At 70.9% G+C, this 25,808-nt stretch carries 28 protein-coding genes; 6 read left to right on the forward strand and 22 right to left on the reverse strand.

What is annotated here, in order from left to right; translation table 11 throughout:
- Nucleotides 1-4: 4 nt before the first annotated feature.
- Nucleotides 5-415: a pyridoxamine 5'-phosphate oxidase family protein gene (locus CFN78_RS15755; protein ID WP_094863529.1), complete on the forward strand. Its 411-nt coding sequence runs from the start codon at nt 5-7 to the stop codon at nt 413-415.
- A gap of 30 nt (nt 416-445) precedes the next feature.
- Here CFN78_RS15755 and CFN78_RS15760 read toward each other — a convergent pair whose 3' ends face one another.
- The 3 genes from CFN78_RS15760 to CFN78_RS15770 all read right to left on the reverse strand — a co-directional run bounded on the left by CFN78_RS15760 (nt 446) and on the right by CFN78_RS15770 (nt 3,765).
- Entirely contained in the window at nt 446-1,153 is a 708-nt protein-coding gene (locus CFN78_RS15760; RefSeq protein ID WP_094863530.1) for an MBL fold metallo-hydrolase, read from the reverse strand.
- Nucleotides 1,154-1,224: 71 nt separating this feature from the next.
- Nucleotides 1,225-2,337 carry an NDMA-dependent alcohol dehydrogenase gene (locus tag CFN78_RS15765; RefSeq protein ID WP_094863531.1) on the reverse strand — a complete coding sequence of 371 codons (1,113 nt, stop codon included), beginning with the start codon at nt 2,335-2,337 and terminating at the stop codon, nt 1,225-1,227.
- A gap of 255 nt (nt 2,338-2,592) precedes the next feature.
- Complete coding sequence (locus CFN78_RS15770) at nt 2,593-3,765, reverse strand: acyl-CoA dehydrogenase family protein (RefSeq protein ID WP_094863532.1); 1,173 nt, start codon at nt 3,763-3,765, stop codon at nt 2,593-2,595.
- 210 nt (nt 3,766-3,975) lie between these two features.
- Between CFN78_RS15770 and CFN78_RS15775 the strand changes: the two genes are divergently transcribed.
- Nucleotides 3,976-5,577, forward strand: a complete 1,602-nt coding sequence (locus tag CFN78_RS15775) for a YibE/F family protein (protein WP_094863533.1) — start codon at nt 3,976-3,978, stop codon at nt 5,575-5,577.
- 22 nt (nt 5,578-5,599) lie between these two features.
- On the opposite strand, the gene CFN78_RS15780 is transcribed toward CFN78_RS15775, so the two are convergent.
- The gene (locus CFN78_RS15780; RefSeq protein ID WP_094863534.1) at nt 5,600-6,247 is read right to left on the reverse strand and encodes a hypothetical protein; all 648 of its coding nucleotides are present in this window, start codon (nt 6,245-6,247) and stop codon (nt 5,600-5,602) included.
- On the reverse strand, nt 6,244-6,924 hold the full coding sequence (locus CFN78_RS15785) for an MBL fold metallo-hydrolase (RefSeq protein WP_094863535.1): 681 nt from the start codon (nt 6,922-6,924) through the stop codon (nt 6,244-6,246). The genes CFN78_RS15780 and CFN78_RS15785 overlap by 4 nt, the downstream gene beginning before the upstream one ends.
- Before the next feature lie 145 nt (nt 6,925-7,069).
- Between CFN78_RS15785 and CFN78_RS15790 the strand changes: the two genes are divergently transcribed.
- Entirely contained in the window at nt 7,070-7,936 is an 867-nt protein-coding gene (locus CFN78_RS15790; protein WP_094863536.1) for a peptidylprolyl isomerase, read from the forward strand.
- 112 nt (nt 7,937-8,048) lie between these two features.
- On the opposite strand, the gene CFN78_RS15795 is transcribed toward CFN78_RS15790, so the two are convergent.
- From CFN78_RS15795 to CFN78_RS15855, 13 genes are all read right to left on the reverse strand, one after another.
- A complete protein-coding gene (locus tag CFN78_RS15795; protein WP_094863537.1) occupies nt 8,049-8,828 on the reverse strand; it encodes an enoyl-CoA hydratase-related protein in 780 nt (259 codons plus the stop codon).
- A 41-nt stretch (nt 8,829-8,869) separates the two neighbouring features.
- Nucleotides 8,870-11,173, reverse strand: coding sequence for a RelA/SpoT family protein (locus CFN78_RS15800; protein WP_240519488.1), 2,304 nt, complete (start codon nt 11,171-11,173; stop codon nt 8,870-8,872).
- A gap of 199 nt (nt 11,174-11,372) precedes the next feature.
- Nucleotides 11,373-11,891 (reverse strand): adenine phosphoribosyltransferase, encoded by a 519-nt coding sequence (locus CFN78_RS15805; protein WP_094863538.1) that lies wholly within the window; start codon nt 11,889-11,891, stop codon nt 11,373-11,375.
- 5 nt (nt 11,892-11,896) lie between these two features.
- Nucleotides 11,897-13,165, reverse strand: a complete 1,269-nt coding sequence (gene secF / locus CFN78_RS15810) for a protein translocase subunit SecF (protein WP_094863539.1) — start codon at nt 13,163-13,165, stop codon at nt 11,897-11,899.
- 1 nt (nt 13,166) lies between these two features.
- Nucleotides 13,167-14,942: a protein translocase subunit SecD gene (gene secD, locus CFN78_RS15815; RefSeq protein ID WP_094863540.1), complete on the reverse strand. Its 1,776-nt coding sequence runs from the start codon at nt 14,940-14,942 to the stop codon at nt 13,167-13,169.
- Between the two features lie 187 nt (nt 14,943-15,129).
- The gene (yajC, locus tag CFN78_RS15820; protein WP_094863541.1) at nt 15,130-15,561 is read right to left on the reverse strand and encodes a preprotein translocase subunit YajC; all 432 of its coding nucleotides are present in this window, start codon (nt 15,559-15,561) and stop codon (nt 15,130-15,132) included.
- 175 nt (nt 15,562-15,736) lie between these two features.
- Nucleotides 15,737-16,804, reverse strand: a complete 1,068-nt coding sequence (ruvB, locus tag CFN78_RS15825) for a Holliday junction branch migration DNA helicase RuvB (RefSeq protein ID WP_094863542.1) — start codon at nt 16,802-16,804, stop codon at nt 15,737-15,739.
- 24 nt (nt 16,805-16,828) lie between these two features.
- Nucleotides 16,829-17,437 (reverse strand): Holliday junction branch migration protein RuvA, encoded by a 609-nt coding sequence (gene ruvA, locus CFN78_RS15830; RefSeq protein ID WP_094863543.1) that lies wholly within the window; start codon nt 17,435-17,437, stop codon nt 16,829-16,831.
- Nucleotides 17,434-18,033: a crossover junction endodeoxyribonuclease RuvC gene (ruvC, locus tag CFN78_RS15835; protein WP_094863623.1), complete on the reverse strand. Its 600-nt coding sequence runs from the start codon at nt 18,031-18,033 to the stop codon at nt 17,434-17,436. The genes ruvA and ruvC overlap by 4 nt, the downstream gene beginning before the upstream one ends.
- 125 nt (nt 18,034-18,158) lie before the next feature.
- A complete protein-coding gene (locus tag CFN78_RS15840) occupies nt 18,159-18,683 on the reverse strand; it encodes a DUF4262 domain-containing protein (protein WP_094863544.1) in 525 nt (174 codons plus the stop codon).
- Nucleotides 18,684-18,826: 143 nt separating this feature from the next.
- Nucleotides 18,827-19,576: a YebC/PmpR family DNA-binding transcriptional regulator gene (locus CFN78_RS15845; protein ID WP_094863545.1), complete on the reverse strand. Its 750-nt coding sequence runs from the start codon at nt 19,574-19,576 to the stop codon at nt 18,827-18,829.
- A 32-nt stretch (nt 19,577-19,608) separates the two neighbouring features.
- Nucleotides 19,609-20,232: a pyridoxal 5'-phosphate synthase glutaminase subunit PdxT gene (pdxT, locus tag CFN78_RS15850; RefSeq protein WP_094863546.1), complete on the reverse strand. Its 624-nt coding sequence runs from the start codon at nt 20,230-20,232 to the stop codon at nt 19,609-19,611.
- A 79-nt stretch (nt 20,233-20,311) separates the two neighbouring features.
- Entirely contained in the window at nt 20,312-21,490 is a 1,179-nt protein-coding gene (locus tag CFN78_RS15855; RefSeq protein WP_094863547.1) for a trans-sulfuration enzyme family protein, read from the reverse strand.
- A gap of 102 nt (nt 21,491-21,592) precedes the next feature.
- On the opposite strand from CFN78_RS15855, the gene CFN78_RS15860 reads away from it, so the two are divergent.
- A complete protein-coding gene (locus tag CFN78_RS15860; protein ID WP_420807888.1) occupies nt 21,593-22,066 on the forward strand; it encodes an Lrp/AsnC family transcriptional regulator in 474 nt (157 codons plus the stop codon).
- Nucleotides 22,067-22,081: 15 nt separating this feature from the next.
- Here the strand turns inward: CFN78_RS15860 and CFN78_RS15865 are convergent, their stop codons facing one another.
- Both CFN78_RS15865 and CFN78_RS15870 read right to left on the reverse strand, forming a co-directional pair.
- Nucleotides 22,082-22,408, reverse strand: a complete 327-nt coding sequence (locus CFN78_RS15865) for an AzlD domain-containing protein (protein ID WP_094863549.1) — start codon at nt 22,406-22,408, stop codon at nt 22,082-22,084.
- Entirely contained in the window at nt 22,405-23,139 is a 735-nt protein-coding gene (locus CFN78_RS15870) for an AzlC family ABC transporter permease (protein ID WP_094863550.1), read from the reverse strand. The genes CFN78_RS15865 and CFN78_RS15870 overlap by 4 nt, the downstream gene beginning before the upstream one ends.
- 76 nt (nt 23,140-23,215) lie before the next feature.
- Here CFN78_RS15870 and CFN78_RS15875 point away from each other — a divergent pair, with 76 nt between their 5' ends.
- Entirely contained in the window at nt 23,216-23,776 is a 561-nt protein-coding gene (locus tag CFN78_RS15875) for a helix-turn-helix domain-containing protein (protein WP_094863551.1), read from the forward strand.
- A gap of 61 nt (nt 23,777-23,837) precedes the next feature.
- Here CFN78_RS15875 and pdxS read toward each other — a convergent pair whose 3' ends face one another.
- Nucleotides 23,838-24,770 (reverse strand): pyridoxal 5'-phosphate synthase lyase subunit PdxS, encoded by a 933-nt coding sequence (gene pdxS, locus CFN78_RS15880; protein ID WP_094863552.1) that lies wholly within the window; start codon nt 24,768-24,770, stop codon nt 23,838-23,840.
- Nucleotides 24,771-25,087: 317 nt separating this feature from the next.
- Between pdxS and CFN78_RS28745 the strand changes: the two genes are divergently transcribed.
- Nucleotides 25,088-25,282, forward strand: a complete 195-nt coding sequence (locus CFN78_RS28745) for a hypothetical protein (protein ID WP_133116362.1) — start codon at nt 25,088-25,090, stop codon at nt 25,280-25,282.
- Here the strand turns inward: CFN78_RS28745 and CFN78_RS15890 are convergent.
- Entirely contained in the window at nt 25,272-25,802 is a 531-nt protein-coding gene (locus CFN78_RS15890; protein WP_094863554.1) for an XdhC family protein, read from the reverse strand. The two genes, CFN78_RS28745 and CFN78_RS15890, sit on opposite strands and share 11 nt — an antisense overlap.
- Nucleotides 25,803-25,808: the final 6 nt, after the last annotated feature.

The raw sequence follows: 25,808 nt of genomic DNA on the forward strand, positions 1-25,808 counted from the left end.
CCTCATGCCCGCCGAGCCGGCCAGCACGCGACCGCCCAGCTCCGAACTGCTCGCCTTCTGGCGGGAACGCCACCTGTGCACGCTGACCACCCTGCGGCCCTCGGGCACGCCCCACGTGGTCCCGGTCGGGGTGACCGTGTCCGACGATCTCGGCCAGGCGTGGGTGATCTGCCGGCGCGGCGGTGTCAAGGTGCGCAACATCCTCGCCGCCGACGGCGGGGCGAACGTCGCGGTGAGCCAGGTCGACGGCCGACGTTGGTCCACTGTGGAGGGACGAGCCGTGGTACTGACCGACGCGGACTCGGTGCGCGCGGCCGAGGACCGCTACGCCCGGCGGTACCACCGGCAGCCGGCCCCGAACCCGGAACGCGTCGTCATCCGGATCGACGTGACACGCAGACTGGGCCTGAGCTGATCCACCGGGGGCACGGCGCCTCCGATCGGCTCAGCCGAACATCGTCCGCCACTGCTCCAGCGAGGCCGGCCGGAACACGAAGTTCGTCCGCCGCACCTCCGACAGCGGTGCCGAGGGCTCGGGTGAGTACATGTGTCCCGGGTAGACCACCGGGTCGTCGGTGAGTCCGGCGAGCGCACGGAGGCTGCGGTACATCTCGTCGGGGTCGCCACCGGGGAAGTCGGTACGGCCGCAACCCTCCAGGAAGAGCGTGTCCCCCGCGACCAGCCTGCCGTCGACCAGGAAGCACTGGCTGCCCGGTGTGTGCCCCGGGGTGTGCAGCAGGCGCACCGGAATCCGGCCGACCTCCACCACCTCGTCGTGCTCGTGTGCCACCAGGTCGGCCGCCGAGACGCCGGTGGTCCGGCGCACCCATTCGGACTCGGCCCCGTTGACGTGCACCGGCACCTGCTCGCGCCCCAGCAATTCGGCGAGCCCGGGCAGCGGGTGCCCCATCAGATCGCCGCCGACGTGGTCCGGATGGTGGTGGGTGACCAGCACGCCGGCCGGCCGCATGTCGTCGGCGGCCAGCACGTCCAGCAGGTCGCCGACCGCGTAGGCAGGGTCGACGATCAGCGCCTCACCGGTCTCCTGATCGCCGATGAGGTAGGAGAAATTGCGCATCTGGGTCGCGACCGGATCGCCAACGGCGAAGTCGCGGCCCGCCAGTAACTGCCGGAAGTAGAGACGCGTCGACATGCACGTCACCCTACGGGTCCGCGGCCGCGCCCGGACGTGCCGACCGGCTCAGCCGGCACGTCCGGGTGCGCTCAGGTCCCGTGCACGATCACGCCGCGGATGTTCTTCCCGTCGCGCAGGTCCTGGTACCCCTCGTTGACCTCGTCGAGGGTGTACTTCTTCGTGACCAGCTCGTCCAGCTTGAGCTGTCCGGCGTCGTAGAGGCGCAGCAGCCGCACGATGTCGTACTGCGGATTGGCCGAGCCGAAGAGCGTGCCCTTGATGGTCTTCTCGAACAGGGTCATCACACCGCCGGACACGTGCACCGTCAGCTTCTCCGGGTTCGCCAGCCCGGTGATCACCACAGTGCCGCCCTTGCCGACGACGTCGAACGCGGACGAGACGACGTCCTCCTCGACCGTGCCGACGGTGATCAGCGCCTGGTCCGCACCCTGCCCCCAGGTCAGTTCGTGGACCTTCTCGGCTGCTTCGGCGGCCGTGGTGAACGCGTGGGTGGCGCCCATCTTCAACGCGCTGTCCAGCTTGAACCGGATCGGGTCCACCGCGACGACATGCTTGGCCCCCGCGTGCGCGGCACCCTGTACCGCATTGATCCCGATGCCACCGATTCCGTACACCACAACGGAATCGCCGGCCCGGACACCACCGGCGTAGTTCGCCGTCGCCCAGCCGGTCGGCACTCCGCAGCCGACGAGAACCGCGGTCTCCAACGGCAGCCAGTCGTCCACCTTGACCACGGAGTGCTGCGAGATCGTCGCGCGCTCGGCGAAGGTGCCGAGCATGCACATGGCGCCGTAGTCGGTGCCGCCGTCGTGGAAGCGGAAACTCCCGTCGGGCATGTGGCCCTCCAGGATCGTGGCTCCCAGATCGCACAGGTTCTGCCTGCCGGTCGAGCAGTAGCGGCAGGTGCCGCAACTCGGGATGAAGCTGCACACGACGTGGTCCCCTGGCTCGACCTTGGTGACACCGGGCCCGACGTCCTCGATGATCCCGGCGCCCTCGTGGCCACCGATGATCGGGAAGCGGGGCACCAGGTCGTTGTCGATCAGATGCAGATCGGAGTGGCACAGCCCGGCGGCGGTGTACTTGATCAGCACCTCGCCCTCGCAGGGCCCGTCGAGGTCCAGTTCCATCAGCTCGAACGCCGTGCCGGGGCCGTGCAGGACGGCTGCCTTCGTCTTCATCTGCTGACTCCTCCCGCCGGCGGCTGCGCTGCCGACCGGCGCTCGTGAACAGTGCGGAGTGAGACGTGCGCGAGGACCACACCGGCCCGTGTCGCCCGCGGTCCGCCGGAAGGAACCGGCACGACCATTGATGTGACCTACGTCGCATTCAACTATCGCTACATGATGACACGGGAAAGGCCGGTCGAACCCGGGCGTGATTTCACCGATCGAGAAGGTGCCGGACAGGTACCCGGTCCCGATCGGCGGGCGGGGTCAGCGGAAGGCGGCGATCCCGGTGACGGCCTGGCCGAGGGACAGGGCGTGCATCTCCTCGGTGCCCTCGTAGGTCAGCACGGTCTCCAGGTTCGCCATGTGCCGCATCACCGGATACTCCAGCGAGATCCCGTTGGCGCCCAGCATTCCGCGGGCCGTACGGGCGACCTCGATGGCGGAGCGGACGTTCGCCAGCTTGCCGAAACTGACCTGGGCGGGGCGCAGGGTGCCCGCGTCCTTCAGCCCGGCGATCCGGGCGGCGACCAGTCCGGCACGATTCACCTCGACCAGCAGGTCGGCGAGCTTGCGCTGGGTGAGCTGGAAACCGGCGAGCGGCCTGCCGAACTGCTCCCGCTCCAGGGTGTAGCGCAGGGCCGTCTCATAGCAGGTACGAGCGGCACCGACGACGCCGAACAGGATGCCGTACCGGGCCTCGTTGAGGCAGCTCAGCGGACCGCGCAGGCCGCGCACCTCGGGCAGCGCCGCGGATTCCGGCAGCCGCACGCCGTCGAGCACGAGTTCCGCGGTCAGCGAGGCGCGCAGGGAGAGCTTGTGCTCGACCTCGTTCGCGGTGAACCCCGGCGTACCGGTCGGGACGACGAACCCGCGCACACCCTCGTCGGTCTGCGCCCACACCACGGCCACATCGGCGACGGTGCCGTTGGTGATCCACATCTTGGTTCCGTCGAGTACCCAGTCCGCACCGTCGCGACGGGCACGGGTGCGCATGCCGCCCGGGTCGCTGCCCGCGTCCGGCTCGGTCAGGCCGAAGCAGCCGAGCGCCTCCCCCTTCGCCATCCGGGGCAGCCACTCCTCCTTCTGCTCTGCCGAACCCCAGCGGTGGATTCCGTACATGGCAAGGGACCCCTGCACGGAGACGAAGCTGCGCAGGCCCGAGTCGACGGCTTCCAGCTCACGGCAGGCGATGCCGTACGCCGTGCCCGTCGTACCCGCGCACCCGTAGCCGTCGAGGTGCATCCCGAGCAACCCCAGCTCGCCGAACTGCTTCGCCAGTTCCCGGGCGGGCAGGGTGCCCGTCTCGTACCAGCCGGCGACGTACGGCGTCAGGTGGTCGGCGGCGAAGGCACGCACGGTGTCCCGGATCGCGCGGTCCTCGTCGCCGAACTCGGCGTCGAGGTCGAGGAAGTCGAGCGGGTCGGGTCCGGTGCTCATGATCGCTCCCTGTCGCCGTGCGGGGTCCGCGACCAGTCGAACACACCGGCCACCGCCCCGCCGAGCCGGTCGCACCGGCAACCGGTCCACCCGCCACGGTGACCGTATGGCCCGGACGGCGCCGATTCCCGCTCACGGTATCCGGCCAGGGCCATGGCAGAGTGCGGCCGTGACCCCACGGCGCGACGCCCCGCACGGGAAGATGTAGCGATGCCCCGCGACCCGGCCGACGACGACACCGGCCCCATCCGCCGTGTGCCGCCCGCCCCGCCGGGGCGTCCGCAGCGCCCCCGCCCCCGCACGGGCGCCACTCCCCCGCCACCCGGCAGGCGGAGGGCCCAGCCCGGCGACACGGCCGGACGCCGCCTGCCCGCGCCCGGCGACGCCCAACGGCATCGGGTACCGCCAACCGGCGAACGCATCGAACCGGGCGAACGGCCGCGGCACCGTGGGGCCGAGCCGTCCAGGACGAGCCGGCCCGCGCAACGGCCGCCCGTCCGCGACCAGGACCCGGGTGACGAACCCCTGGCCGGCACCGAGACCGAGGTCGCGGACGAGCCGGCGCGGCCGTCCCGCAGGACCGGGGCGGAGGCCGTGCGCCCCGTCGGCCACGGACACGGCCACGGACCGGCCGCGCCGGCATCCCCGCAGGTCCGCAAGCTGCTGGCGATCCTGCTGGTTCCGTTCGCCCTGGCGGCGATCGTCGGCGTGGCCGTGCTGTACCCGTGGGGCCAGGACTCGCCGACCAGCGTGGTCGACAGCGGAACCCCCGTGGACGGCGACGTGACCGCGGCGGCCTCCGGACCGTGCCTGCCACCTGGCGAGGTCCGGGTAGGCGACCAGCAGCCCGTTCCGGGCGAGCCGGTGTGCCTGACGGTGACCATCCTGCTCAGCGACGGCCCGGCGGCGGGCTCGACGGTGACCAAGGACGTGCCCATCGAGCCGTCCACGCCGCGTTTCGCCGTGGGCGACGCCGTGGTGCTGGCCTACTCGGGCGCGGACGCCGCCTCGCCAGAGGCGTACCAGCTCGTGGACTTCCAGCGTGGCCTGCCACTGGCGGTGCTGGCGGGCCTGTTCGCGCTCGCGGTGATCGCACTCGGCCGAAAGCAGGGACTCGCCGCGCTGGGCGCGCTGGGCCTGAGCTTCGTGGTGCTGCTGGCGTTCGTGCTGCCCGCGATCCTGGCCGGGGAGAACCCGCTGCTGGTGGCGATCGCGGGGGCGGGACTGATCATGTTCCTCGCGCTCTACCTGACGCACGGGTTCTCCGCCCGTACCTCGGTGGCCGTGCTGGGCACCCTGATCAGCCTCACGCTGATCGGCATCCTGGCCACCGTCTTCGCCGCCGCGGCCTCGCTCACCGGCCTCGGTGAGGACACGTCCTCGCTCATCGCCGCCCTCGGCCGGGGCATCGACGCCCGGGGGCTGCTGCTGGCCGGAATCGTCATCGGTGCGCTCGGCGTACTCGACGACGTGACGGTCACCCAGACCAGTGCCGTGTGGGAACTGCGCAGGGCCAACGCCTCGCTCGGCTGGCGGGAGCTCTACGCGGCCGGCCTGCGGATCGGCCGCGACCACGTCGCCTCGGCGGTGAACACCCTGGTGATGGCGTACGCCGGTGCCGCGCTGCCGGTGCTGCTGTACTCCTCCATCTCCGGCGTCGGCCTGGGCTCCATCCTCGGCTCCCAGGACATCGCGCAGGAGATCGTGCGAACTCTCGCCGGCAGCATCGGGATCGTCGCGGCGGTACCGGTGACCACGGCGCTGGCGGCGATCATCGCGGTCCGTGAACCCGCGGAGCCCGCCGAGGTGTGAACGCCCGTGCCCCGGTCGCCGGTCAGTCCAGCGCCGCGACGAAACGGCTGACCGTCTCCATGGTGAACCGCTGGGCCAGTTTGCCGGAGGGGGCCACGGACGCGATCCGGTACAGCGGACGGTCCGCGGCGGCGTCCCCGCGCGCTTCGGACCGCAGTTGCGCCACCAGCAGTTCGCCGAACACGATGCCGTTCGCCTCGACGTTGTTCATCAGCGCGTTGGCCAGTTTCCGTAGTGCCACGATGCCGAGTTCCCTGCCGCCGGTGCCCGCGTAGACGGCGAGGTCCAGCTTGACCGAGCGGCCGCGCTGCCCGGCGTCCACCAGCAGCCCCACCGACCGCGTCCCTCGTACGTCGGTGAGCAGCAGGTCGATCCGCTTCGCCGCGACCAGGTCGACGCGGCGGGTGCGCCAGGTGCGCACCAGCACCTCGGTGCCCTGGAGCCACAGCCGCCTGCGGATGTTGAAGGCGACCACGTACAGCAGGGGAAGCCCGGTCACCGCGGCCGCGACCAGTCCGGCGACCTGGCCGCCGAGCAGCCCGGCGACACCGCCGAACGCGGCGGCGACCAGCAGCGCGCCGATGACACCGGAGACGCCGCGGCGTCTACGCAGCTCCGGGGTGTCACCGTGCAGCGGGATGGTCTCAGACTCGGACTCGGGTTCGGTCATGCACCACCGCCACCGTCGGAAACGGACAGAAAGGGATTGGCCGCACGTTCCCGCCCGATGGTGCCCGCCGGTCCGTGACCGGGCAGGATCACCGTCTCCTCGGGCAGGGCCGCGAGCGTGGCCAGCGATCGCTCCAGCAGCGCGGCGTCGCCGCCGGGCAGGTCGGTACGTCCCACGGCACCGGCGAACAGGGTGTCCCCGGTCAGCGCGAGCAGGCCGCCCTCCTCGGTGGCGAGCCGGAACACCACCGATCCCGGCGTGTGCCCTGGCGTGTGGACGACCTCGAACCGTAGTCCGGCCAGTTCCAGCGTCCCGCCGATGTGCGCGTCCAGCGGTTCGACGGTGGCGGGCAGCACGGGCTGCACCGGTCCGATCAACGCGGCCAGTTCGGGACCGAGCCCGGACAGCGGATCGGTCAGCAGCCCTCGGTCCGCGGAGTGGATCCACAACGGGGCGCCGTGCTCGTCGGCGAGGGCTGCCGCCGAGTGGACGTGGTCGAGGTGGCCGTGGGTGGCCAGCACGGCGACCGGGTCGAGGCCGTGCTCGCGCACCGCCCGCGCGACGCCCTCCCCGGCGTCCTGGCCGGGGTCGACGACGACGCACTCGGCTCCCTCGGCCGCCGCGAGCAGGTAGCAGTTGGCCTGGAAGGCGCCGGCCGCGAAGCCGATGACGAGCACGAGACCCCCTCCACGACCGGCCGGGACGACCGCCCGGAACGCTTTTCGGCCACCCTAGCGGCCCCTGTACGGGGTTCTCACAGGCTGTGCCCATAGACTGCCGCCACCCCAGCACCACATGAGTCGAGTGAATCGGGAGGGGCGGGTGGCGACCAACCAGCAACGCCGCGAGGCCGCGAAGCGCAAGCTCGACCGGCAGATCGCGCACCGGGCGGAACAGGCCAAGCGACGCAAGATCGTGGGCATCGGCGTCACCATCGGCGCCGTGATGATCATCGCGGGCCTGGTGGTCTTCGTGGCCACGCGCGAGCGCGCCGACGTCAACGCGGACGCCGGAGCACAGCCCGGCCAGGAGGAGCAGGCGCCGCCGCCGGTACAGATCCCGACCGAACGCGCGGCCATGCCGCAGCGGCCCCAGCCGCTCGCCGATCCGGTGAGCTGCCAGTACCCGGCCGGCGCCGAACCCGCGGCGAAGCCGGCCACTCCGCCCGCGGGTGAGGGGATCGCCTCGACGGGCACGGTCAGCGCCACCGTGAAGACCTCGGCGGGCGACATTCCGGTGACCCTGGACAAGGCGCTCGCGCCCTGCACGGTCAACAGCTTCGTCGGTCTCGCCCAGCAGGGTTACTACAACGACACCGAGTGCCATCGGCTCGGCACCGATGGCCTGCAGATGCTGCAGTGCGGTGATCCCACGGCCTCCGGCTCGGGCGGTCCGGGATACACGGTCCAGGACGAGAACTTCCCGGAACTGACGTACGGCCGGGGCGTGCTCGCCATGGCGAAGACCGCGCAGCCCAACTCCGGCGGCAGCCAGTTCTTCATGGTCTACGGCGACGCGCAGCTCCAGCCCGACTACACCGTTTTCGGCAGCATTTCCGACGAGGGCCTGAAGGTGCTCGACGAGGTCGCCAAGGCCGGTGTGGACCCGGCCGCGGCGGCCCAGAGCCAGGACGGCACCGGCAAGCCCAAGACTCCGGTGAAGTTCACCGAGGTCTCGGTCAACGCCTGAGGCCTGTCCCGCAGAGATCGCTTACGCGGACACGGCGACGCCGATCCCTGAACGGGGATCGGCGTCGCCGTGTCCGGGTGCGGAGCAGGTCCGGGCGCGGCCCCCTCGGATTCTAACGGTAGGTGAAAGCCGGGGCGCGGCGCTCCAGGAAGGCGGACACCCCCTCCGCGTAGTCCTCGCCGCGTAGCGCGTCGAGCCGGATACGGTCCACCTCCTCGTCGGACTCCCCTTGACCGGCAAGGATTTTCCCGATGATCCGATTCATCCCCCTGATCGAGGCCTGCGAACGTCCGCACAGCGTGCCCACGAAATCCATTGTGGACTCTTCGAGTCCGGCATCCGGCACCGTGTCGTTGACCAGCCCGATCTCCCTGGCACGACCGGAGTCGATCAGCCTGCCGGAGAGCAGGAAGTACCGCGCCTGCGCGGGACCGATCAGCGAGACGAGCTGGCGGGTGGACTCGAAGTCGTAGACGATCCCGAGCTTGGCGGGCGTGATCCCGAACCGGGCGCCGTCGGCGGCGAAGCGGAAGTCGCAGGCCACCGCGACCTGACAGCCGCCGCCGATGCAGTTGCCGCGGATCATCGCCACGCTCGGCTTGCGCATACCGGTCAGCGCGCGGACGGCCGCGTCGATCGCCCGGTCGTACACGGCCGCGCCCTCCGCCGAGGACCGCAACTCGCCGAACTCGCTGATGTCCGCGCCCGCCGAGAAGTCCTCCCCCGCGCCGGTGAGCACGAGCACCTTGATCGCCGGGTCGTCCTCGACCCTGGCCACCACCTCGGACAGGGCCGACCACATGCCGTAGGAGATGGCGTTCTTCTTGGCGGGCCGGGACAAGGTCAGCCGCGCAACGTCGCCCTCATAGGCGACAGCGAGTCCGTCGATCATGGGACACGACCGTACAGGGCTGCGCGCGGGCCGCCCTGGCTTCAGGACGCGGACGTGACGCGATAGACGTCGTAGACGCCTTCCACACCCCGCACCACGCCGAGCACGTGGCCGAGATGCTTGGGGTCGCCCATCTCGAAGGAGAAACGGCTCACCGCCACCCGGTCGCGTGAGGTGGTGACCGAGGCGGAGAGGATGTTCACCTTCTCGTCGGCGAGAACCTTGGTGACGTCGGAGAGCAACCGGTGCCGGTCCAGCGCCTCCACCTGGATCGCCACCAGGAAGACCGAGGACTCCGAGGGGGCCCACTCGACCTCGACCAGGCGTTCGGGCTGGGCGCGCAGATCGTCGGCGTTGGTGCAGTCGGTGCGGTGCACGCTGACACCGCCGCCGCGGGTGACGAAGCCGAGGATCTCGTCGCCGGGGACCGGGGTGCAGCAGCGGGCCAGCTTCGCCCAGACGTCGCTCGCCCCCTTCACGACCACCCCGACGTCGTTGGAACCGCGCCTGCGCGTCACGGTGGACGGGGTGGAGCGCTCGGCCAGCTCCTCCTCCGCCTCCTCGACGCCGCCGATCAGCGCGACCAGGCGCTGCACCACGTGCTTCGCGCTGGTGTTGCCCTCGCCGACCGCGGCGTAGAGGGAGGTGATGTCGCCGTACCGCAGCTCCGCGGCCAGTGCGCTCATCGAATCCGCGGACACCAGGCGCTGCAGGGGAAGCCCGACCTTGCGCAGCTCCTTGGTGATCGCCTCCTTGCCGCCCTCGATCGCCTCGTCCCGGCGTTCCTTGGCGAACCACTGGCGGATCTTCGCCCGCGCCTTCGGCGATTCGGCGAACTGCAGCCAGTCGCGGGTGGGCCCGGCTCCCTCGGCCTTGGAGGTGAAGATCTCCACGACCTCGCCGTTCTCCAGCTGCCGCTCGAGCGCGACCAGCCTGCCGTTGACCCGCGCGCCGATACAGCGGTGGCCGACCTCGGTGTGCACGGTGTAGGCGAAGTCCACCGGGGTCGAGCCGGCGGGCAGCGTGATCACGTCGCCCTTGGGCGTGAAGACGAAGATCTCCTTCGTCTGCAGGTCGTAGCGCAGCGACTCGAGGAACTCGCCCGGATCGGCGGCCTCCCGCTGCCAGTCGAGAAGCTGCCGCATCCAGGCCATCTCGTCGACGTCGACGGCGTTGCCGCGGTGCGTGCCCTTGGTCTCCTTGTACCGCCAGTGCGCGGCGATGCCGTACTCGGCGGTGCGGTGCATCTCGTAGGTGCGGATCTGCACCTCGAGCGGTTTGCCGTCCGGCCCGATCACCGTGGTGTGCAGCGACTGGTAGACGCTGAAGCGCGGCTGCGCGATGTAGTCCTTGAAGCGCCCCGGCATCGGCTGCCACAGCGCGTGCACGACGCCCATCGCCGCATAGCAGTCACGTACGTCCTCGACCAGGATGCGGACACCCACCAGGTCGTGGATGTCGTCCAGATCGCGGCCACGCACGATCATCTTCTGGTGGATCGAGTAGTAGTGCTTCGGCCTGCCCTCGACCTTCGCGGTGATCCTGGAGCCGACCAGGTTGTTCGACAGCTCGCCGACGACCTGACGCAGGTAGATGTCGCGGGAGGGGGCCCGGTCGGCGACCAGCCGCACGATCTCGTCGTACTTCTTCGGCTGCAGGATGGCGAACGCGAGGTCCTCCAGTTCCCATTTCACGGTCGCCATGCCGAGGCGGTGTGCCAGTGGGGCGAGGACCTCGAGGGTCTCCTTCGCCTTGCGCGCCTGCTTCTCCGGCGGGAGGAACCGCATGGTGCGCATGTTGTGCAGCCGGTCTGCCAGCTTGATCACCAGCACGCGGGGGTCGCGGGCCATCGCGATCACCATCTTGCGGATGGTCTCCGCCTCCGCCGCCGAGCCCAGCTTGACCTTGTCCAGTTTCGTCACGCCGTCTACCAGTTCGGCGACCTCGTCACCGAAGTCGGCGGCGAGGCTGCCGACCGGGTATCCGGTGTCCTCGACGGTGTCGTGCAGCAGCGCGGCGACCAGTGTGGTGGTGTCCATGCCGAGTTCGGCGAGGATGGTGGCGACCGCCAGCGGGTGCGTGATGTACGGGTCGCCGGACTTGCGCCGCTGGTCCCGGTGCAGTTCCTCGGCGACGTCGTAGGCGCGCTGCAGCAGCGTCAGATCCGCGTTCGGGTGCAGCTCGCGGTGCACGGCGGCGAGCGGTTCGAGAACCTGCTTGACGGTCGCCGCCCGCTGCGCGGTGATCCGCCGGGCGAGCCGTGCACGCACCCTGCGGGTTGCCGAAGGGGCTCGGGTGCCGTTGGCCTGGCCGTTGCGCGCCGGGTCGGCGGCGGGCTTGGCCACGGTGCTCGCGCCGGACGAGGCTGCCTTCGTGGTTCCGCTCCCGGTGCCCCCCGCGTTCGCGCCGGGTTCTGGTTCGGCGGGCACCACGGACTCGAGCTCCTGGCTCACCCGCACCTCCCGCGTTCGCGGCGTCGTCGAACCCACAGGGTAGACGTCCGGGCCCGTACTCGCGTCTCCGCCCCGCGTCTGCCGGACCGTGTCAGAGCACCCGAAGCGCGCGCACCGGCCGGCTACCGAGGAGCGCACGCCCGCCGAGGGCCGCGAGCTCCAGCACCACGGTCACCCCGTCCACCCGCGCGCCCGCGCGTTCGAGCAAACCCACGGCCGCGGCGGCGGTGCCACCGGTGGCCAGCACGTCGTCGACCACGGTCACGCGATCACCGGCGGCGACCAGCCCGGCCGGGAGTTCCAGAACGGCCGAACCGTACTCCAGCTCGTACTCGATCCGGTCCGCCACGGCGGGCAGTTTGCCCGGCTTGCGTACCGGGACGACGCCGATGCCCCGGCTGTAGCCGATCGCGGCGGCGAGCAGGAAGCCGCGCGCCTCGACGGCCGCCAGCAGGCCGGTGTCCTCCGGGAGACCGGCCGCCAGCGCGTCCACCGTGGCGGCGAAGGCGGCGGGATCGGCGAGCAGCGGCGTGAGATCGCGGAACAGCACGCCGGGTTCCGGGAAGTCCGGAACCTCGGCGATGCGGTCCAGCGCCTCGTCGAGCAGCACCGGGGTCAGCGCTTGCGCTTGCCCGAGGGCTTGCCGCTCGGCTTCGGCCGGTTTCCACGGGACGGCGTCGCCCGCTGGTTGCGGGCGGGCACGCTGGCCGCGGCCGCGTAGGCCTTCTCCTTGCGCAGTTCGGCGTCGAGCTGCGCGTCGTCGGCCGGGTCGAAGTCGCCCGATTCGGCGTTCTCCCGGTCTGCGGCCTTGCGGGCGACGTTCTCCCGGCGGGCCTTGACCCGCTGCGCCTGCTGCTTGTACTTCGGTTCCCGCATCTTGAAGTCGACCAGCAACGGGGTGGCCAGGAAGACGGAGGACAGCACGCCGACGAGCGTTCCGGTGAGCTGGACCAGCGCCAGGTCCTGCAGCGTGCCGGAGCCCAGCAGGATGGATCCGATGACCAGCAGGCCGATGATCGGCAGCAGCGCGATGAACGCGGTGTTGAACGAGCGCATCAGCGTCTGGTTCAGCGCGAGGTTCGCGGCCTCGCCGTAGGTGCGGCGGGTCAGCCCGAGCAGGCCGCGGGTGTTCTCCTTGACCTTGTCGAACACCACCACCGTGTCGTACAGCGAGAAACCCAGGATCGTCAGCAGACCGATCACGGTGGCCGGGCTGACCTCGAAGCCGACCAGGGAGTACACGCCCGCGGTCACCACGAGGTCGTGGACCAGCGAGAGCATCGCCGCCAGCGCCATCCACTTCTCGAAGTACAGCACCAGGAAGATGGTCACCAGCACCATGAACACGGCGAGCGCGATCAGTGCCTTCTGGGAGATCTCACCGCCCCAGGACGCGCTGACCGCGCTGTCGCTGATGGCGCCGATGCCGGGCTGGCCGTTCGAGCCGATCGGCTGCAACTCGTCGAACAGCGCCTGCTTGACCTTCGCCACCTGCGCGGCGTCCAGCGTGTCCGAGCGGACCTGCACGGTGGCGGCGTCGCCGGTGCCGACGACCTGCGTCTCGGCGGCCTCCAGCCCGAGGGACTGGTTGAAGACCTCCTTGGCCCGGTCGTCGGTGATCTCACCGTTCGCGCCGTTGGCAGGCATCTGGAGCTGGGTTCCGCCCTCGAAGTCGATACCGAGGTTGAATCCCTTGAGCCCCATCGACAGGCCGCACACCACCACGAGGGCGGCGAAGAACAGGTACCAGTTCTTGCGCTTGCCGACGACGTCGAACGCGCCGTTGCCGACGTAGAGCCGGTTGAAGATGCTCTCCCGCTTGGTGATGGTGCCCGCGGGGGTGGTCACGGCTTCCGCCCCGGTCCCGCTGTCCTCGACCGACACGTCACGCCTCCTTCACGGCCGCGCGGCCGGTCTTGCGGCCCACCGCCTTACGTTGCGAACCCGCCCGCTGCGCCGAGCCGAGACCGGTCAGCTTGGGGTTGGACAGCGTCTTGGACTTCGACACCATCGACACCAGCGGATGCGTCACCAGGATGACCACGATCAGGTCCAGCACGGTCGACATGCCGAGGGTGAACGCGAAGCCCTGCACCTCGCCCACGGCGAGGGTGTAGAGCACGGCGGCCGCGAGGAAGCTGATCGCGTCGGATGCCAGGATCGTCCGCCGGGCCCGGATCCAGCCCCGTGGTACGGCGGAGCGGAAACTTCGGCCCTCGCGTATCTCGTCCTTCAATCTCTCGAAGAAGATGACGAACGAGTCCGCGGTGATACCGATGGCGATGATGAAGCCGGCGACGCCCGCGAGGTCGAGGGTGAAGCCGATCCACCGGCCGAGCAGTACCAGTACCGCGTAGACGATCGCACCGGACAGCGCCAGCGAGAGAATCGTCAGCACGCCCAGCAGGCGGTAGTAGAACAGGCAGTAGACGAACACGACGAGCAGGCCGATACCGCCGGCGATCAGGCCCGCCTCCAGCGAGGCGAGTCCGAGCGTAGCGGAGACGGTGGTGGCGTCGGACGAGGTGAACGACAGCGGCAGCGAGCCGTACTTCAGAATGTCGGCGAGGCTCTGCGACTCCGTCTGACCGAAGTTTCCGGTGATCTGCGTGCGGCCGTCGAGAATCGCGGTGTTGATCGTGGGCGCGGAGACGACCTCGCTGTCGAGCACGAACGCGGCGCGTTCCTGCACGTTCTGCGAGGTGAACTCGCCCCAGAGCCGGGTTCCCTCGGACTTGAACTCGAGGTTGACCGACCAGCCCGCACCCTGCTGAGGCGGACTGGCCGAGGCGGTCGCGATCTCCTCGCCTGGCAGGAACATCGGCTCCAGGACGAACTTCTCCGTGCCGTCCTCGGAACAGGTGGCCAGCGGCAGCTTCGGGTCGTCGTTGCCGCGCAGCGGGTCCTCGCCGCCGCAAGTGAGCTGGGCGAGCGCGAGCTGCTGCGCCTGCTGGGCGGCGGCCATCTGCGCCGGGTCCTGCGGGTTGGCCGCGACAATGGCGGGATTCTGCCGCTGCTCTTTGGCCGCCTGGATCTGCTGGGCGGTCTGCTCGTCGACCGAGCCGTCCTGTTCGGGGGCGGGCGGCTGCTCCTGCTGGGGCAGCCCACCCGGCGCACCGCCACCGCCCTGCGCGGGCGGCTGCTCCGCGGGTGGCTGTTCCGCGGGCGCACCGCCCGGGTCGGCGCCGGGCTGCTGACCGGGAACCTGACCCGGAATCTGGCCGGGTACCTGGCCAGGGACCTGTCCGGGTACTTGGCCCGGGGCGCCGCCTGCCGGACCGGCCGGCTGCGCGATGGCGACCTTGCGGAACGCGAGCTTGGCCGTCCGGCCGAGGTTCTTCGCCTGATCACCCTCCTCACCCGGGACGGTGATGACGATGTTGTTGCCGTCGAGCACGGTCTCGGTACCGGCGACGCCGATGCCGTTGACGCGGGTCTCGATGATCTGGCGAGCCTGGTTCAGGGACTCTCGCGAGGGCTCCGCACCGTCCGCGGTACGCGCGGTGAGCGTGACCCTCGTACCGCCCTGAAGGTCGATGCCCAGCTTGGGAGTCGGCTTGCCGCCGCCGGTGAAGAACACCAGGGCGTAGAGCACGACCACGATGAGGACGAAGAAGGCGAGATAGCGTCCCGGGCGGATGTGCCCGGCCGGTGGTGCCACGGTCGGTCGTTCTCCTCGTACTGGGCTGCTGGGACGTCGCTGCGCATGCCCTTACAGGCAGTACGAGCCCGCAGCGGGATGCCGGGTCGCACGCAGCACCGAGACACTACTCGGTGCTACGTGAGCCCTGCGTTACACCCACTGCTAAGCACCACACCGACGGGTGAGCCGGCGTGATGAGCAGGAACTACTTCTTGCCGTGCTCCAACGGGGGCGCGACGGAGGCGCCCGTCGAGGTCGAGGCCTCGGCGCGCTCGCGGTCGTCCTCGTCCACCGTGGTGGGCGTGACAGCGGCGTCGTCGGCGACGATCTCGTTGTCGTTGTCGAGAACATCGACATCGTCCGCGTCGTCCGCGGTGATCTCGATCTTCTCGCGCACGGCCTGACGCAGCCAGGTCGTCGTGACACCATCGGCGATCTCGAGGTCGATGGTGGTCTCGTCCGAGGCGTCGGCGACGGTGGCGTAGAGACCGGAGGTGGTCATCACGCGGTCGCCTGCCGACAGGCTGCTCTGCAGCTCCTGCTGCTGCGCCACAGCCTTCTTCTGCTTGCGCGTTCCCATGATCAGCGGCACAGCGACGACAAGCATGAGGAGCAACGGCAGGAATAACTGTTCCATGATTCTCCATTCGGCGGACGGCCAGGCGGGGAACGCCCGGCGAAACGTCCGATTGGCCTGGATGTGCGTGTTCGAGTGTGCCAGGTACCGGCGAGAAAGCCAGCACCGGTGCCGAGCTCGGTACCGCGACGACGTTCCCGTGATCTCGCCGCGGTGCCCGTTCCGGCACGGCCGCCTAGTCGAACAGACTGGGCGAGTCCTCGGCGAACCGGCCCCCTTGCAAGGGCAGGCCCGGGGGTGGCTCGACGCCCAGGTGCGCCCAGGCCGCGGCCGTCGCGACCCGGCCGCGCGGCGTCCGCGCGAGCATCCCGGCCCGCACCAGGTACGGCTCGCAGACCTCCTCGACCGTCGTCGACTCCTCCCCCACGGCCACCGCCAGGGTGGAGACCCCGACCGGGCCGCCACCGAAGGAACGGACCAGCGCCGAGAGCACGGCGCGGTCCAGCCGGTCCAGGCCGAGTTCGTCGACGTCGTAGACCTCCAGCGCCGCCCGGGCGATCTCCTGGTTCACCAGGCCGTCGGCGCGCACCTCGGCGTAGTCGCGGACGCGGCGCAGCAGCCGGTTGGCGATCCGGGGGGTGCCGCGGGAGCGGTCCGCGATCTCGGCGGCTCCGCTGTCGTCGAACCGGATGTCCAGGATGGTGGCCGCCCGGCGGACGACGAGTTCGAGTTCCTGGGCCGAGTAGAACTCCATGTGGCCGGTGAAACCGAACCGGTCGCGCAGCGGACCGGTCAGCGAACCGGAGCGGGTGGTGGCGCCGACCAGCGTGAACGGGGCGATCTCCAGCGGAATGCTGGTGGCGCCCGGCCCCTTGCCGACGACGACGTCGACGCGGAAGTCCTCCATCGCCAGGTACAGCATCTCCTCGGCGGGACGGGCGATCCGGTGGATCTCGTCGATGAAGAGCACATCGCCCTCGACCAGGTTGGACAGCATCGCCGCCAGATCACCCGCCCGTTCCAGCGCGGGCCCGGAGGTGATCCGGATGGCGGCGTCGAGTTCGGCGGCGATGATCATCGCGAGGCTCGTCTTGCCGAGGCCGGGAGGGCCGGACAGCAGCACGTGATCCGGCGGGACGCCTCGCCTGCGGGCACTCTCCAGCACCAGTTCGAGCTGCTCGCGCACCCGCGGCTGGCCCACGAACTCGGTCAGCCTGCGCGGCCGCAGGGTGGTCTCGACCTCGCGCTCACCGGTCTGCGGCAGCGCGGACAGCGCCTCGTCGTCCGGCTCGAATTCGGTCACGTCCTCATCGTGCACGGGCCGGCCCTAGCGCTTGCGGCCGAGGGTGGTCAGCGCGGTACGCAACACGGCCGAGGTGTCGGAGGCGGCGGGATCCAGTTCGGCCAGTGCCTTCTCCACGGCCTGTTCGGCCTGCTTGGCGGGGAAGCCGAGTCCGAGCAGCGCCTCGGCCACCTCGGCCCGCACCGCCCCCGCGGCCGTGCTCGCGCCCGCGGCGGCGTCCGGGTCGGCCCCGCGTCCGGCGACCTTGTCGCGCAGTTCGAGCGACAGCCGCTCGGCACCCTTGCGGCCGATGCCGGGCACCTGCGTGAGCGCGGTGATGTTGCCCTCGGAGAGTGCGCTGGTGAGCGCGTCGGGATCGAGCACGGCGAGTGCGGCGAGGGCGAGCCGCGGCCCGATGCCGGAGACGGTCTGCAGCAGTCCGAACAGTTCCCTGGCCTGCGCGTCGGCGAAACCGAACAGGGTCAGCGAGTCCTCGCGCACGATCAGCGCGGTGTGCAGCCGGACCTGTTCGCCCCTGCGGAGCGTGGCCAGTGTCGATGGCGTTGCCTGGACGGCGAGACCGACCCCGCCGACCTCGACCACCGCGTGGTCGAGCGCGACGGCGAGCACCTCGCCCCGTACCGAAGAGATCACCGTCCCGCTCCCGTCGACTGGTTCCTGCCGTTGGTGTGGTTCCTGCGCGCCGCCGCGAGCCTGGCCCGGTGCGTCCTGGCGAGTTCCGCGGCCCTCGCCTCCGCCTCGGCGAGCCTGCCCCGCATCGGTTCCTGCCAGAGGTGGCAGATGGCGAGCGCGAGCGCGTCGGCCGCGTCGGCGGGACGGGGCGCGACGTCCATCTTCAGCAGCCTGGTCACCATGAGCGTGACCTGCGCCTTGTCCGCTCGGCCGGAACCGGTGACGGCCGCCTTGACCTCGCTGGGGGTGTGGAAGACGACCGGCAGGCCACGGCGCGCGGCACCGAGCGCCACCACACCGCCCGCCTGCGCGGTACCCATGGCGGTGCGGACGTTGTGCTGGCTGAACACCCGCTCCACGGCGACCGCGTCGGGCCGATACCGGTCCAGCCAGCCCTCCACGGCATCGGCGATGCCCATCAGCCGCACGGACAGCTCGGCCTCCGGGGGCGTACGCACCACGTCCACCGCGACGCAGGCGACCGAGCGCCCGGTGCCGCCGTCGACCACGCCCAGCCCGCACCGGGTCAGCCCGGGGTCAACACCGAGCACGCGCACCTTCGCCACCTCTCCGCCGAACACCAGTTCGAGGAGGAACACTACCGGCGGGCACCCTGGTAGGCGGTCACCGACTCGCCGGGCGCCGCGACCGGCTCAGTCCACTGTGGACGGGCAGCGCCGCGTCACGGACCGTCGACGCCGGGGGTCCAGCTCTCCGGATCGCCGGATCCGGTGAGGATCGGCTGCCACTCGGCGAAGCCCTCGGGCGCGTCCGCCTGCCATGGCCAGTGGCCGTCCGGGGTGGCCACGATGATCTGCAGCGCGGGGAAGTCGCCCTCCGGGTAGACCAGGAAGGCGCTGCCGAGGAACTCCGGGTAGTGGCCGGGATGCACCTGCTCGAACGTGACGGGCACGCCCTCGAAGAAGTCGGTGTACACCGAGCCCGGCTCGAAGACCTCTCCCGCGGCGGCGCGGTCGACGTAGGCGTCGAGCAGCACGGGGCCCACGTCCGGCGGCAGACCCACGACGACGGCCTCGGGCACCTCGTGCATCGCCCACGCCGACGCGGTGAAGCAGTAGCCGGAGCCCGTCTCGTCCGCGGGAACGGCGATGACCGCGTTGCCCCGCTCCCCGGCCTGGGCGACGATCCACTCGCGGAGTTCATGATCTTCGTCGAGCTCGGATTCCGTCGTCGTCACGGCGATCATTGTGCCGCACCGGCGGCGCGATTCCCATAGCCGTGCCGTCGTGTCGGCCGGAAACCCTCTGACAGCAAGGAAAACCGGCCCAAAAGACCCGGACGGCCGCACCGGTTTCCCGGTGCGGCCGTCGGTTCGTCCGGATTCGGGTGTCAGCCGACCTCGGCCAGAACCTCGTCCGACACGTCGAAGTTGGCGTAGACGGCCTGCACGTCGTCGCAGTCCTCGAGGGCGTCGATCAGGTTGAAGACCTTCTTCGCACCGTCGGCCTCCAGCGGCACGCTCACCGAGGGCAGGAAGCTCATCTCGGCGGACTCGTAGTCGTAGCCCGCCTCCTGCAGGGCGGTCCGCACGGCGAGCAGGTCGGTGGCTTCGGAGACGATCTCGAAGCTCTCGCCAAGGTCGTTCACGTCCTCGGCGCCCGCGTCGAGCACGGCCATCAGCACGTCGTCCTCGGACAGCTCGTTCTTCGGCATGAGCACGACGCCCTTGCGGTTGAACAGGTAGGCGACCGAACCCGGGTCGGCCAGCGAGCCGTTGTTGCGGGTCAGCGCGGTGCGGACCTCCATCGCGGCACGGTTCTTGTTGTCGGTGAGGCACTCGATCAGCACCGCCACACCGTTCGGGCCGTAGCCCTCGTAGGTGATGTTCTGCCAGTCGGCGCCGCCCGCCTCCTCGCCGCCGCCGCGCTTGCGTGCGCGCTCGATGTTGTCGGCCGGTACCGAGTTGCGCTTCGCCTTCTGGATGGCGTCGTACAGGGTCGGGTTGCCGTCCGGGTCGCTGCCACCGGTGCGGGCCGCCACCTCGATGTTCTTGATCAGCCGCGCGAAGAGCTTGCCCCGCTTGGCATCGAGGTTCGCCTTCTTGTGCTTCGTGGTGGCCCATTTGGAGTGGCCGCTCATCTACTCCTCCATCTGCTTCGCGTCCCGCTTGCCTATGCCGCCTCGCGGACGACGCGCGCGAACAACCGGTGCACGCGCTCATCCCCCGTCAGCTCCGGGTGGAAGGCGGTGGCGAGCACCGTCCCCTGCCTGACCGCGACGATCCTAGCGGCCGCCCCGCCGGCCTCCGGGGTGTCCGGCACCTGGGCGAGCACCTGGACGTCCTCGCCTGCCTTCTCCACCCACGGCGCGCGGATGAAGACGGCGTGCATCGGCCCGCCCTCGGCCCCGGCGAAATCCAGGTCGGCCTCGAAGGAGTCGACCTGCCTGCCGAAGGCGTTGCGCCGCACGAGCACGTCCAGGCCGCCGAGCTGCTCCTGGTCCGGCCTGCCGTCGAGCACCTGCCTGGCGAGCAGGATCATGCCGGCACAGGAACCGTAGGCCGGCATGCCCGCGGCGAGCCGTTCGCGCAGCGGCTGGAGCAGGTCGAAGGTCACCAGCAGCCGGGACATCGTGGTGGACTCGCCACCGGGCAGCACCAGTCCGTCCACTTCGGACAGTTCGCTGGGCCTGCGCACCGGGATCACCCGGGTTCCCGCGCGTTCCATCGCCGCCGCGTGCTCGCGGACATCTCCCTGCAGCGCGAGTACACCCACCACGGGTCGCGATGCTGTCACGCCGCCTGCCTCCCATACCGAAGATTTCGCAGGTCAAGCGTAGTCCGTCGGCTGAGCGAGGGCATGTCCGGGCCGACGGTCAGCCGTCCACCCGCTCACCCGCGGCCACGCGCAACGCCTGGTCGAGGTCGTCCCAGAGATCCTCGACGTCCTCGACGCCGACCGAGAGCCGCAGCAGGTTCACCGGAACACCACTGGCGGCCAGCGTCTCCTCGCCCACCAGGCGGTGGGTGAGCGCGGCGGGGTGTTCGATCAGCGTGTCCACCGATCCCAGGCTCACCGCCGGGGTGATCAAGCCGAGTTTGCCGACCACCGTGTTCGGGTCACCCGTGGCCTCGAACGCCAGCATCGCGCCGGTACCGCGAAGCTGGCCGCCGAGCACCGGGTGCGCCCCGTGCAGTCCGGGGTAACGGACGTTGCTGACGCCGGAGTGCTCGGCGAGCCTGCGGGCGAGCTCCGCGGCGGAGCACTGGGAGGCCTCCATCCGCAGTGGCAGGGTCGCCAGGCCGCGGTGCAGCAGGTAGCCGCCGAGCGGGTGCAGCACGGCGCCGGTGAGGATGCGCAACTGCCGCAGCGGGCCCGCCCGCTCCCCCGCGCAGGCCACGACCCCGCCGAGCACGTCGCCGTGACCACCGAGGTACTTGGTGCCCGAGTGCAGGACGTAGGTGGCGCCGTGTGCCGCGGGGTTCTGCAGCATCGGAGTGGCGAAGGTGTTGTCGACCAGCACCGGGACCGCCCCGGCCTGGCGGACAACGTCGGCGATGTCGATCAGGTCCAGGTTCGGGTTGGCCGGGGTCTCCAGCACCACCAGCCCGGTGTCCGGCCGGATCGCGGCGGCGACCTCGTCCGGCCGGACGTAGGTCGTCTCGGTGCCCAGCAGTCCGGTGGCGAGCAGGTGGTCGGTGCCGCCGTAGAGCGGCCGGACGGCCACCACGTGCTTGGCGCCGGTCATCAGGCAGGCGGCCTGCAGCACGGCGGTCACCGCCGCCATCCCACTGGCGAAGGCCACGCCTTCGTCGGTGCCCTCCAGTTCGGCGAGGGCCCGCTCGAAGCGGGCGACGGTCGGGTTGTGCAGCCGGGCGTAAACCGGGGAGGACGCGTCCGCGGCACCGTCCGCCCAGGCCCCGAGGGCGGCGCCGCCCTCGGCCTGGTCGGGCACCGGGTAGGTGGTCGACAGGTCGATCGGCGGCGCGTGCACCCCGAGTCGCCCCAGATCCTCACGTCCACCGTGTACCGCGCGGGTCCGCACACCGTTCACCGTTCTGCCTCCAGAATTGTCGACGTATCAGTGGAATGCTGCATGCTGTGCACGTCGCTGGCGGTTTTCCGGCAGTTTCTTCGACGAGAGGGGACGAAGTCCGTGCTCGATGCGATCGATGTGGCGATCCTCGCCGAGTTGCAGAAGGACGCTCGGCTGCCGAACAAGGACCTCGCCGCGCGGGTGAACATCGCGCCGTCCACCTGCCTGGTGCGGCATCGGGCACTGCGCGAGCGCGGGGTGCTGAAGGGCTACCGCGCGGAGGTGGACCTGGGTGCGCTCGGCCGTCCGTTGCAGGCGGTGATCGCGGTCCGGGTGCGACCGCACACCAGGGCTGTGGTCCGCCCGTTCCTGGACTACGTGATGGAACTGCCGGAGACGATCTCGGTGTCCCATGTCGCGGGCCCGGACGACTTCCTGGTGCACGTCGCCGTGGCCGACGCCGTCCACCTGCAGCAGCTCGTGCTGGACTCGTTCACCAGCCGCCGCGAGGTCGCCCAGTTGCACACCAACCTGCTGTTCGAGCATCGGGTCAAGGCGCGGATACCGCCGACCGCGCAGGCCCGCTCCGACTGAGCGGACCGGACGCGGTCACGGGACGCCGAGCAGCCGCAGCCCGGCGGCGGTGACCGCGGCGGCGAGAACCACCAGTACGAACGGCGCTTTCCGCCAGGCCAGCAACCCGCCGACGGCCACGCCTGCCGGGCGCGCGTAACCGGCGAATCCCTGGTCCTCGACGAGCGCGGCCGTGGCGACCACGGCGGCCAGCAGCACGACGGCCGAGACGGTCATCAGCCGCTCCAGCCTCGGCGAGATCTCCACCCGCGCCCGCAGCGCGGGCCCGGCGAACCGGAAGGCGAAGGTCCCGGCCGCCAGCACCACGGTGGCGACCAGCAGCGTCATCGTTCCGGCGATCATCGCGGGTCCCCTTCCGTGTGGCGGCCGGATACCGCGGGGTCCCCGGCCGTCTCACCGGTCCCCGGCGCCGTACTGCCGAGGCTGACCAGGACGCCGGCGAGGGCCAGCAGCACCGGGAGCCCGGCCGGCAGGAACGGCGTGGTCGCCAGCGCGACCGCAACCCCCGCCACGGCCGCGCGCCGTGCCCCGGCGTCCCGCAACGAGGGCAGCAACAGCGCCAGCAGGACCGCGGGGAACGCGGCGTCGAGGCCGAGGAGGTCGGTGTCGCTGATCGCGGATCCGGCCAGGCCGCCGGCCAGCACGCCCGCGTTCCAGCAGACGAACAGGCCGATGCCGGTCGCCCAGTAGGCCGCGCGCCGACGCGGGAAGTCCTTCTGCGCCAAGGCGAACGCGACCGCCTCGTCGATCATCAGGTGGGTGCCGACCAGTCGCCGCAGGCCGGAGCCGAGCAGTTCGGCCACGGCGAAACCGAAGGGCAGGTGCCGGGCGTTGACCAGCAGCCCGGCCACCACGCCCGCGATCGGGTTGCCGCCGGAGCCGACGATGCCGATGAAGATGAACTGCGAGGCTCCGCCGAAGACGAGCACGGACATGAGCATCGGCAGCCAGAGGTCGAAGCCCTCGCCGACGGCGATCGCGCCGTAGGACAGGCCGACGATGGCGTCGGCGAGGCAGACCAGCGCGATGTCGCGGAGCAGACCGCGATCGAGTGTTCGGAATAGTGAACGCATCGCGTTCTATACTGAACACGGCGACCCTGTTCGTCAAGGCGAACGGTTCGTAGCGTAAAACGAACACGGGAGGATCATGAGCAACGGCACCGGGGCTCCGCTGGACGTCATCGCCGCATCGCTGCGCCGGGAACGGGACCGCGCCGGACTGTCACTGACCGAACTGGCCAAGCGAGCGGGGGTCGCCAAGTCCACGCTCTCCCAGCTCGAATCCGGCACCGGCAACCCGAGCGTGGAGACCTTGTGGGCATTGGGAACCGCGCTCGGCGTGACGTTCTCCCGGCTGGTCGACCCACCGCGCCCCCAGGTCCAGGTGATTCGGGCGGGCGAGGGTCCGGCGGTGTTCTCCGAGCGCGCCGACTACGCCGCCACGCTGCTGGCCTCGTGCCCGCCGCACGCCCGCCGCGACCTCTACCTGATCACCGCCGAGCCGGGTAATCCCCGCGAGTCGAAGCCGCACATGCCGGGCACGGTCGAGCACGTCGTGCTCAGCGCGGGGCGCGCCAGCGTCGGCCCGGCCGAGGAGCCCGTGGAACTCGTCCCCGGTGACTACATCGGCTACCCCGGCGATGTCGCGCACGTGTTCGCCGCGCTCGAGCCGCACACCTCCGCGGTGATGATCTCCGAGCACGTCTGAGGAGCGACGGCCCGATGTCCACTGTGGACACCGGGCCGTCGCGTGCAGCGAGTGCCGGTCGCTACCAGCCTCGCTCGGCGAGCCGGTGCGGCTCGGGCAGCTCGTCGACGTTGATGCCGACCATCGCCTCGCCGAGACCGCGGGAGACCTTGGCGATGACGTCCGGGTCGTCGTGGAAGGTGGTCGCCTTGACGATGGCCTCGGCGCGCTGCGCGGGGTTGCCGGACTTGAAGATCCCGGAGCCGACGAACACGCCCTCGGCGCCGAGCTGCATCATCATCGCCGCGTCGGCCGGGGTCGCGATGCCGCCGGCGGTGAACAGCACGACCGGCAGCTTGCCCTTCGCGGCGACCTCCTGGACCAGCGGGTACGGCGCCTGCAGTTCCTTGGCGGCGACGTACAGCTCGTCCTCCGGCAGCGAGGCGAGCCTGCGCAGCTCGCGGCGAATCTGGCGCATGTGGGTGGTCGCGTTGGAGACGTCGCCGGTACCCGCCTCGCCCTTGGAGCGGATCATGGCGGCGCCCTCGTTGATCCGGCGCAGCGCCTCACCCAGGTTGGTGGCACCGCAGACGAACGGCACGGTGAAGTCGAACTTGTCGATGTGGTTGGCGTAGTCGGCCGGGGTGAGCACCTCGGACTCGTCGATGTAGTCGACCCCGAGCGACTGGAGCACCCGCGCCTCGACGAAGTGGCCGATGCGCGCCTTGGCCATCACCGGGATGGACACGGCGGAGACGATGCTGTCGATCATGTCCGGGTCGCTCATCCGGGAGACACCGCCCTGGGCGCGGATGTCGGCGGGCACCCGCTCCAGGGCCATCACGGCGACGGCACCCGCGTCCTCGGCGATCTTCGCCTGCTCGGCGGTGACCACGTCCATGATCACGCCGCCCTTGAGCATCTCGGCCATGCCGCGCTTGACCCGGGCGGTACCGGTTTCGGCGGAGCGCGTTGCGGCGGGGCTACCCGTCCCGGCGGACTGAGCGTCAGACACTGCGAGGCCTTTCTGGCAGGGGAAACCGGCCGGATCGACTGCCGGACGGTCGCGGAGACACCGCTTCGGTGACCTCCCCAGCCTAGGACCGGCGTGGACCGGCATCACAGGCCAGTGAGCGGCGATCTCGGCAGTCCACTTCGCGCCCGACCTCCGGTATGGCCCTACCCAGGCACGCCGGGAAGGTGATCGCGCCGGGCGGAGAACCGGCGCTGAACTGCGATATCACGGACGACGGCCGCCACGCGACGCTTCCGGCGAGGGAGTCGACGGCCCCTCCGCAGGACCGCTCGCGGCACGACCGGGAGGGCCATTCTGTGAGCGGAATCGCCCTGGCCCGGTCGGTCGTACCGCTGACCTGGCGAGTCCGCTCACCGCCCGAACTGGTCCGCTACGCGATCGACCTTCGCTCCCCCACCTTCGGGACGGCGGTGTTCACCCGCAGGCGCCTCCGGTACGACCCGATGCCGGAGGACGTGCCGCGGACCTGGCGGCCGAGACTCAGAAGGTGAAGCCGCCGGGACGCCCGTTGCGGTCGGCGATGAGCCCGGCGATGGTGGCCACGGCGATCTCCGCCGGGGTACGCGAGCCGATGTTGAGGCCGACCGGCCGGTGCACGCGCGCGATCTCGGCCTCGGCGACGCCGAGTTCGGTGAGCGCGGCGACGTGCGGGCCCTCGTGCCGGGGATTGCCCATGATGCCGATCCAGCGCGCCGGGTACGCCAGCGCGTCACGCAGCAACCCGCCGAGTTCGGGACGGTGGTGATCGGTGACGACGAACTCCGCCGCCTCGTCGAGTTCGGGCACCACGCCGGTCACCTCGACGCCCGGTGACCGGACGCCGGCGGCCCGCTCCGCGTCCGGCTCGACCAGCACCGGCCGGTAACCGAGATCGCGGGCGTAGGACAGGAGACGCTCGGACACCGGTGAGGCGAACACGGCGACCAGCGTGCGGACCGGGTCCTGCCCGCCGTCCGGCCGGGGTTCACCGTGCGCGAGGCCACAGGAACCGGGGTCCGGGTCGGTCACCATACGGCG

The sequence above is a fragment of the Amycolatopsis antarctica genome (assembly GCF_002262875.1).
In the GTDB taxonomy this organism is placed as follows: domain Bacteria; phylum Actinomycetota; class Actinomycetes; order Mycobacteriales; family Pseudonocardiaceae; genus Amycolatopsis; species Amycolatopsis antarctica.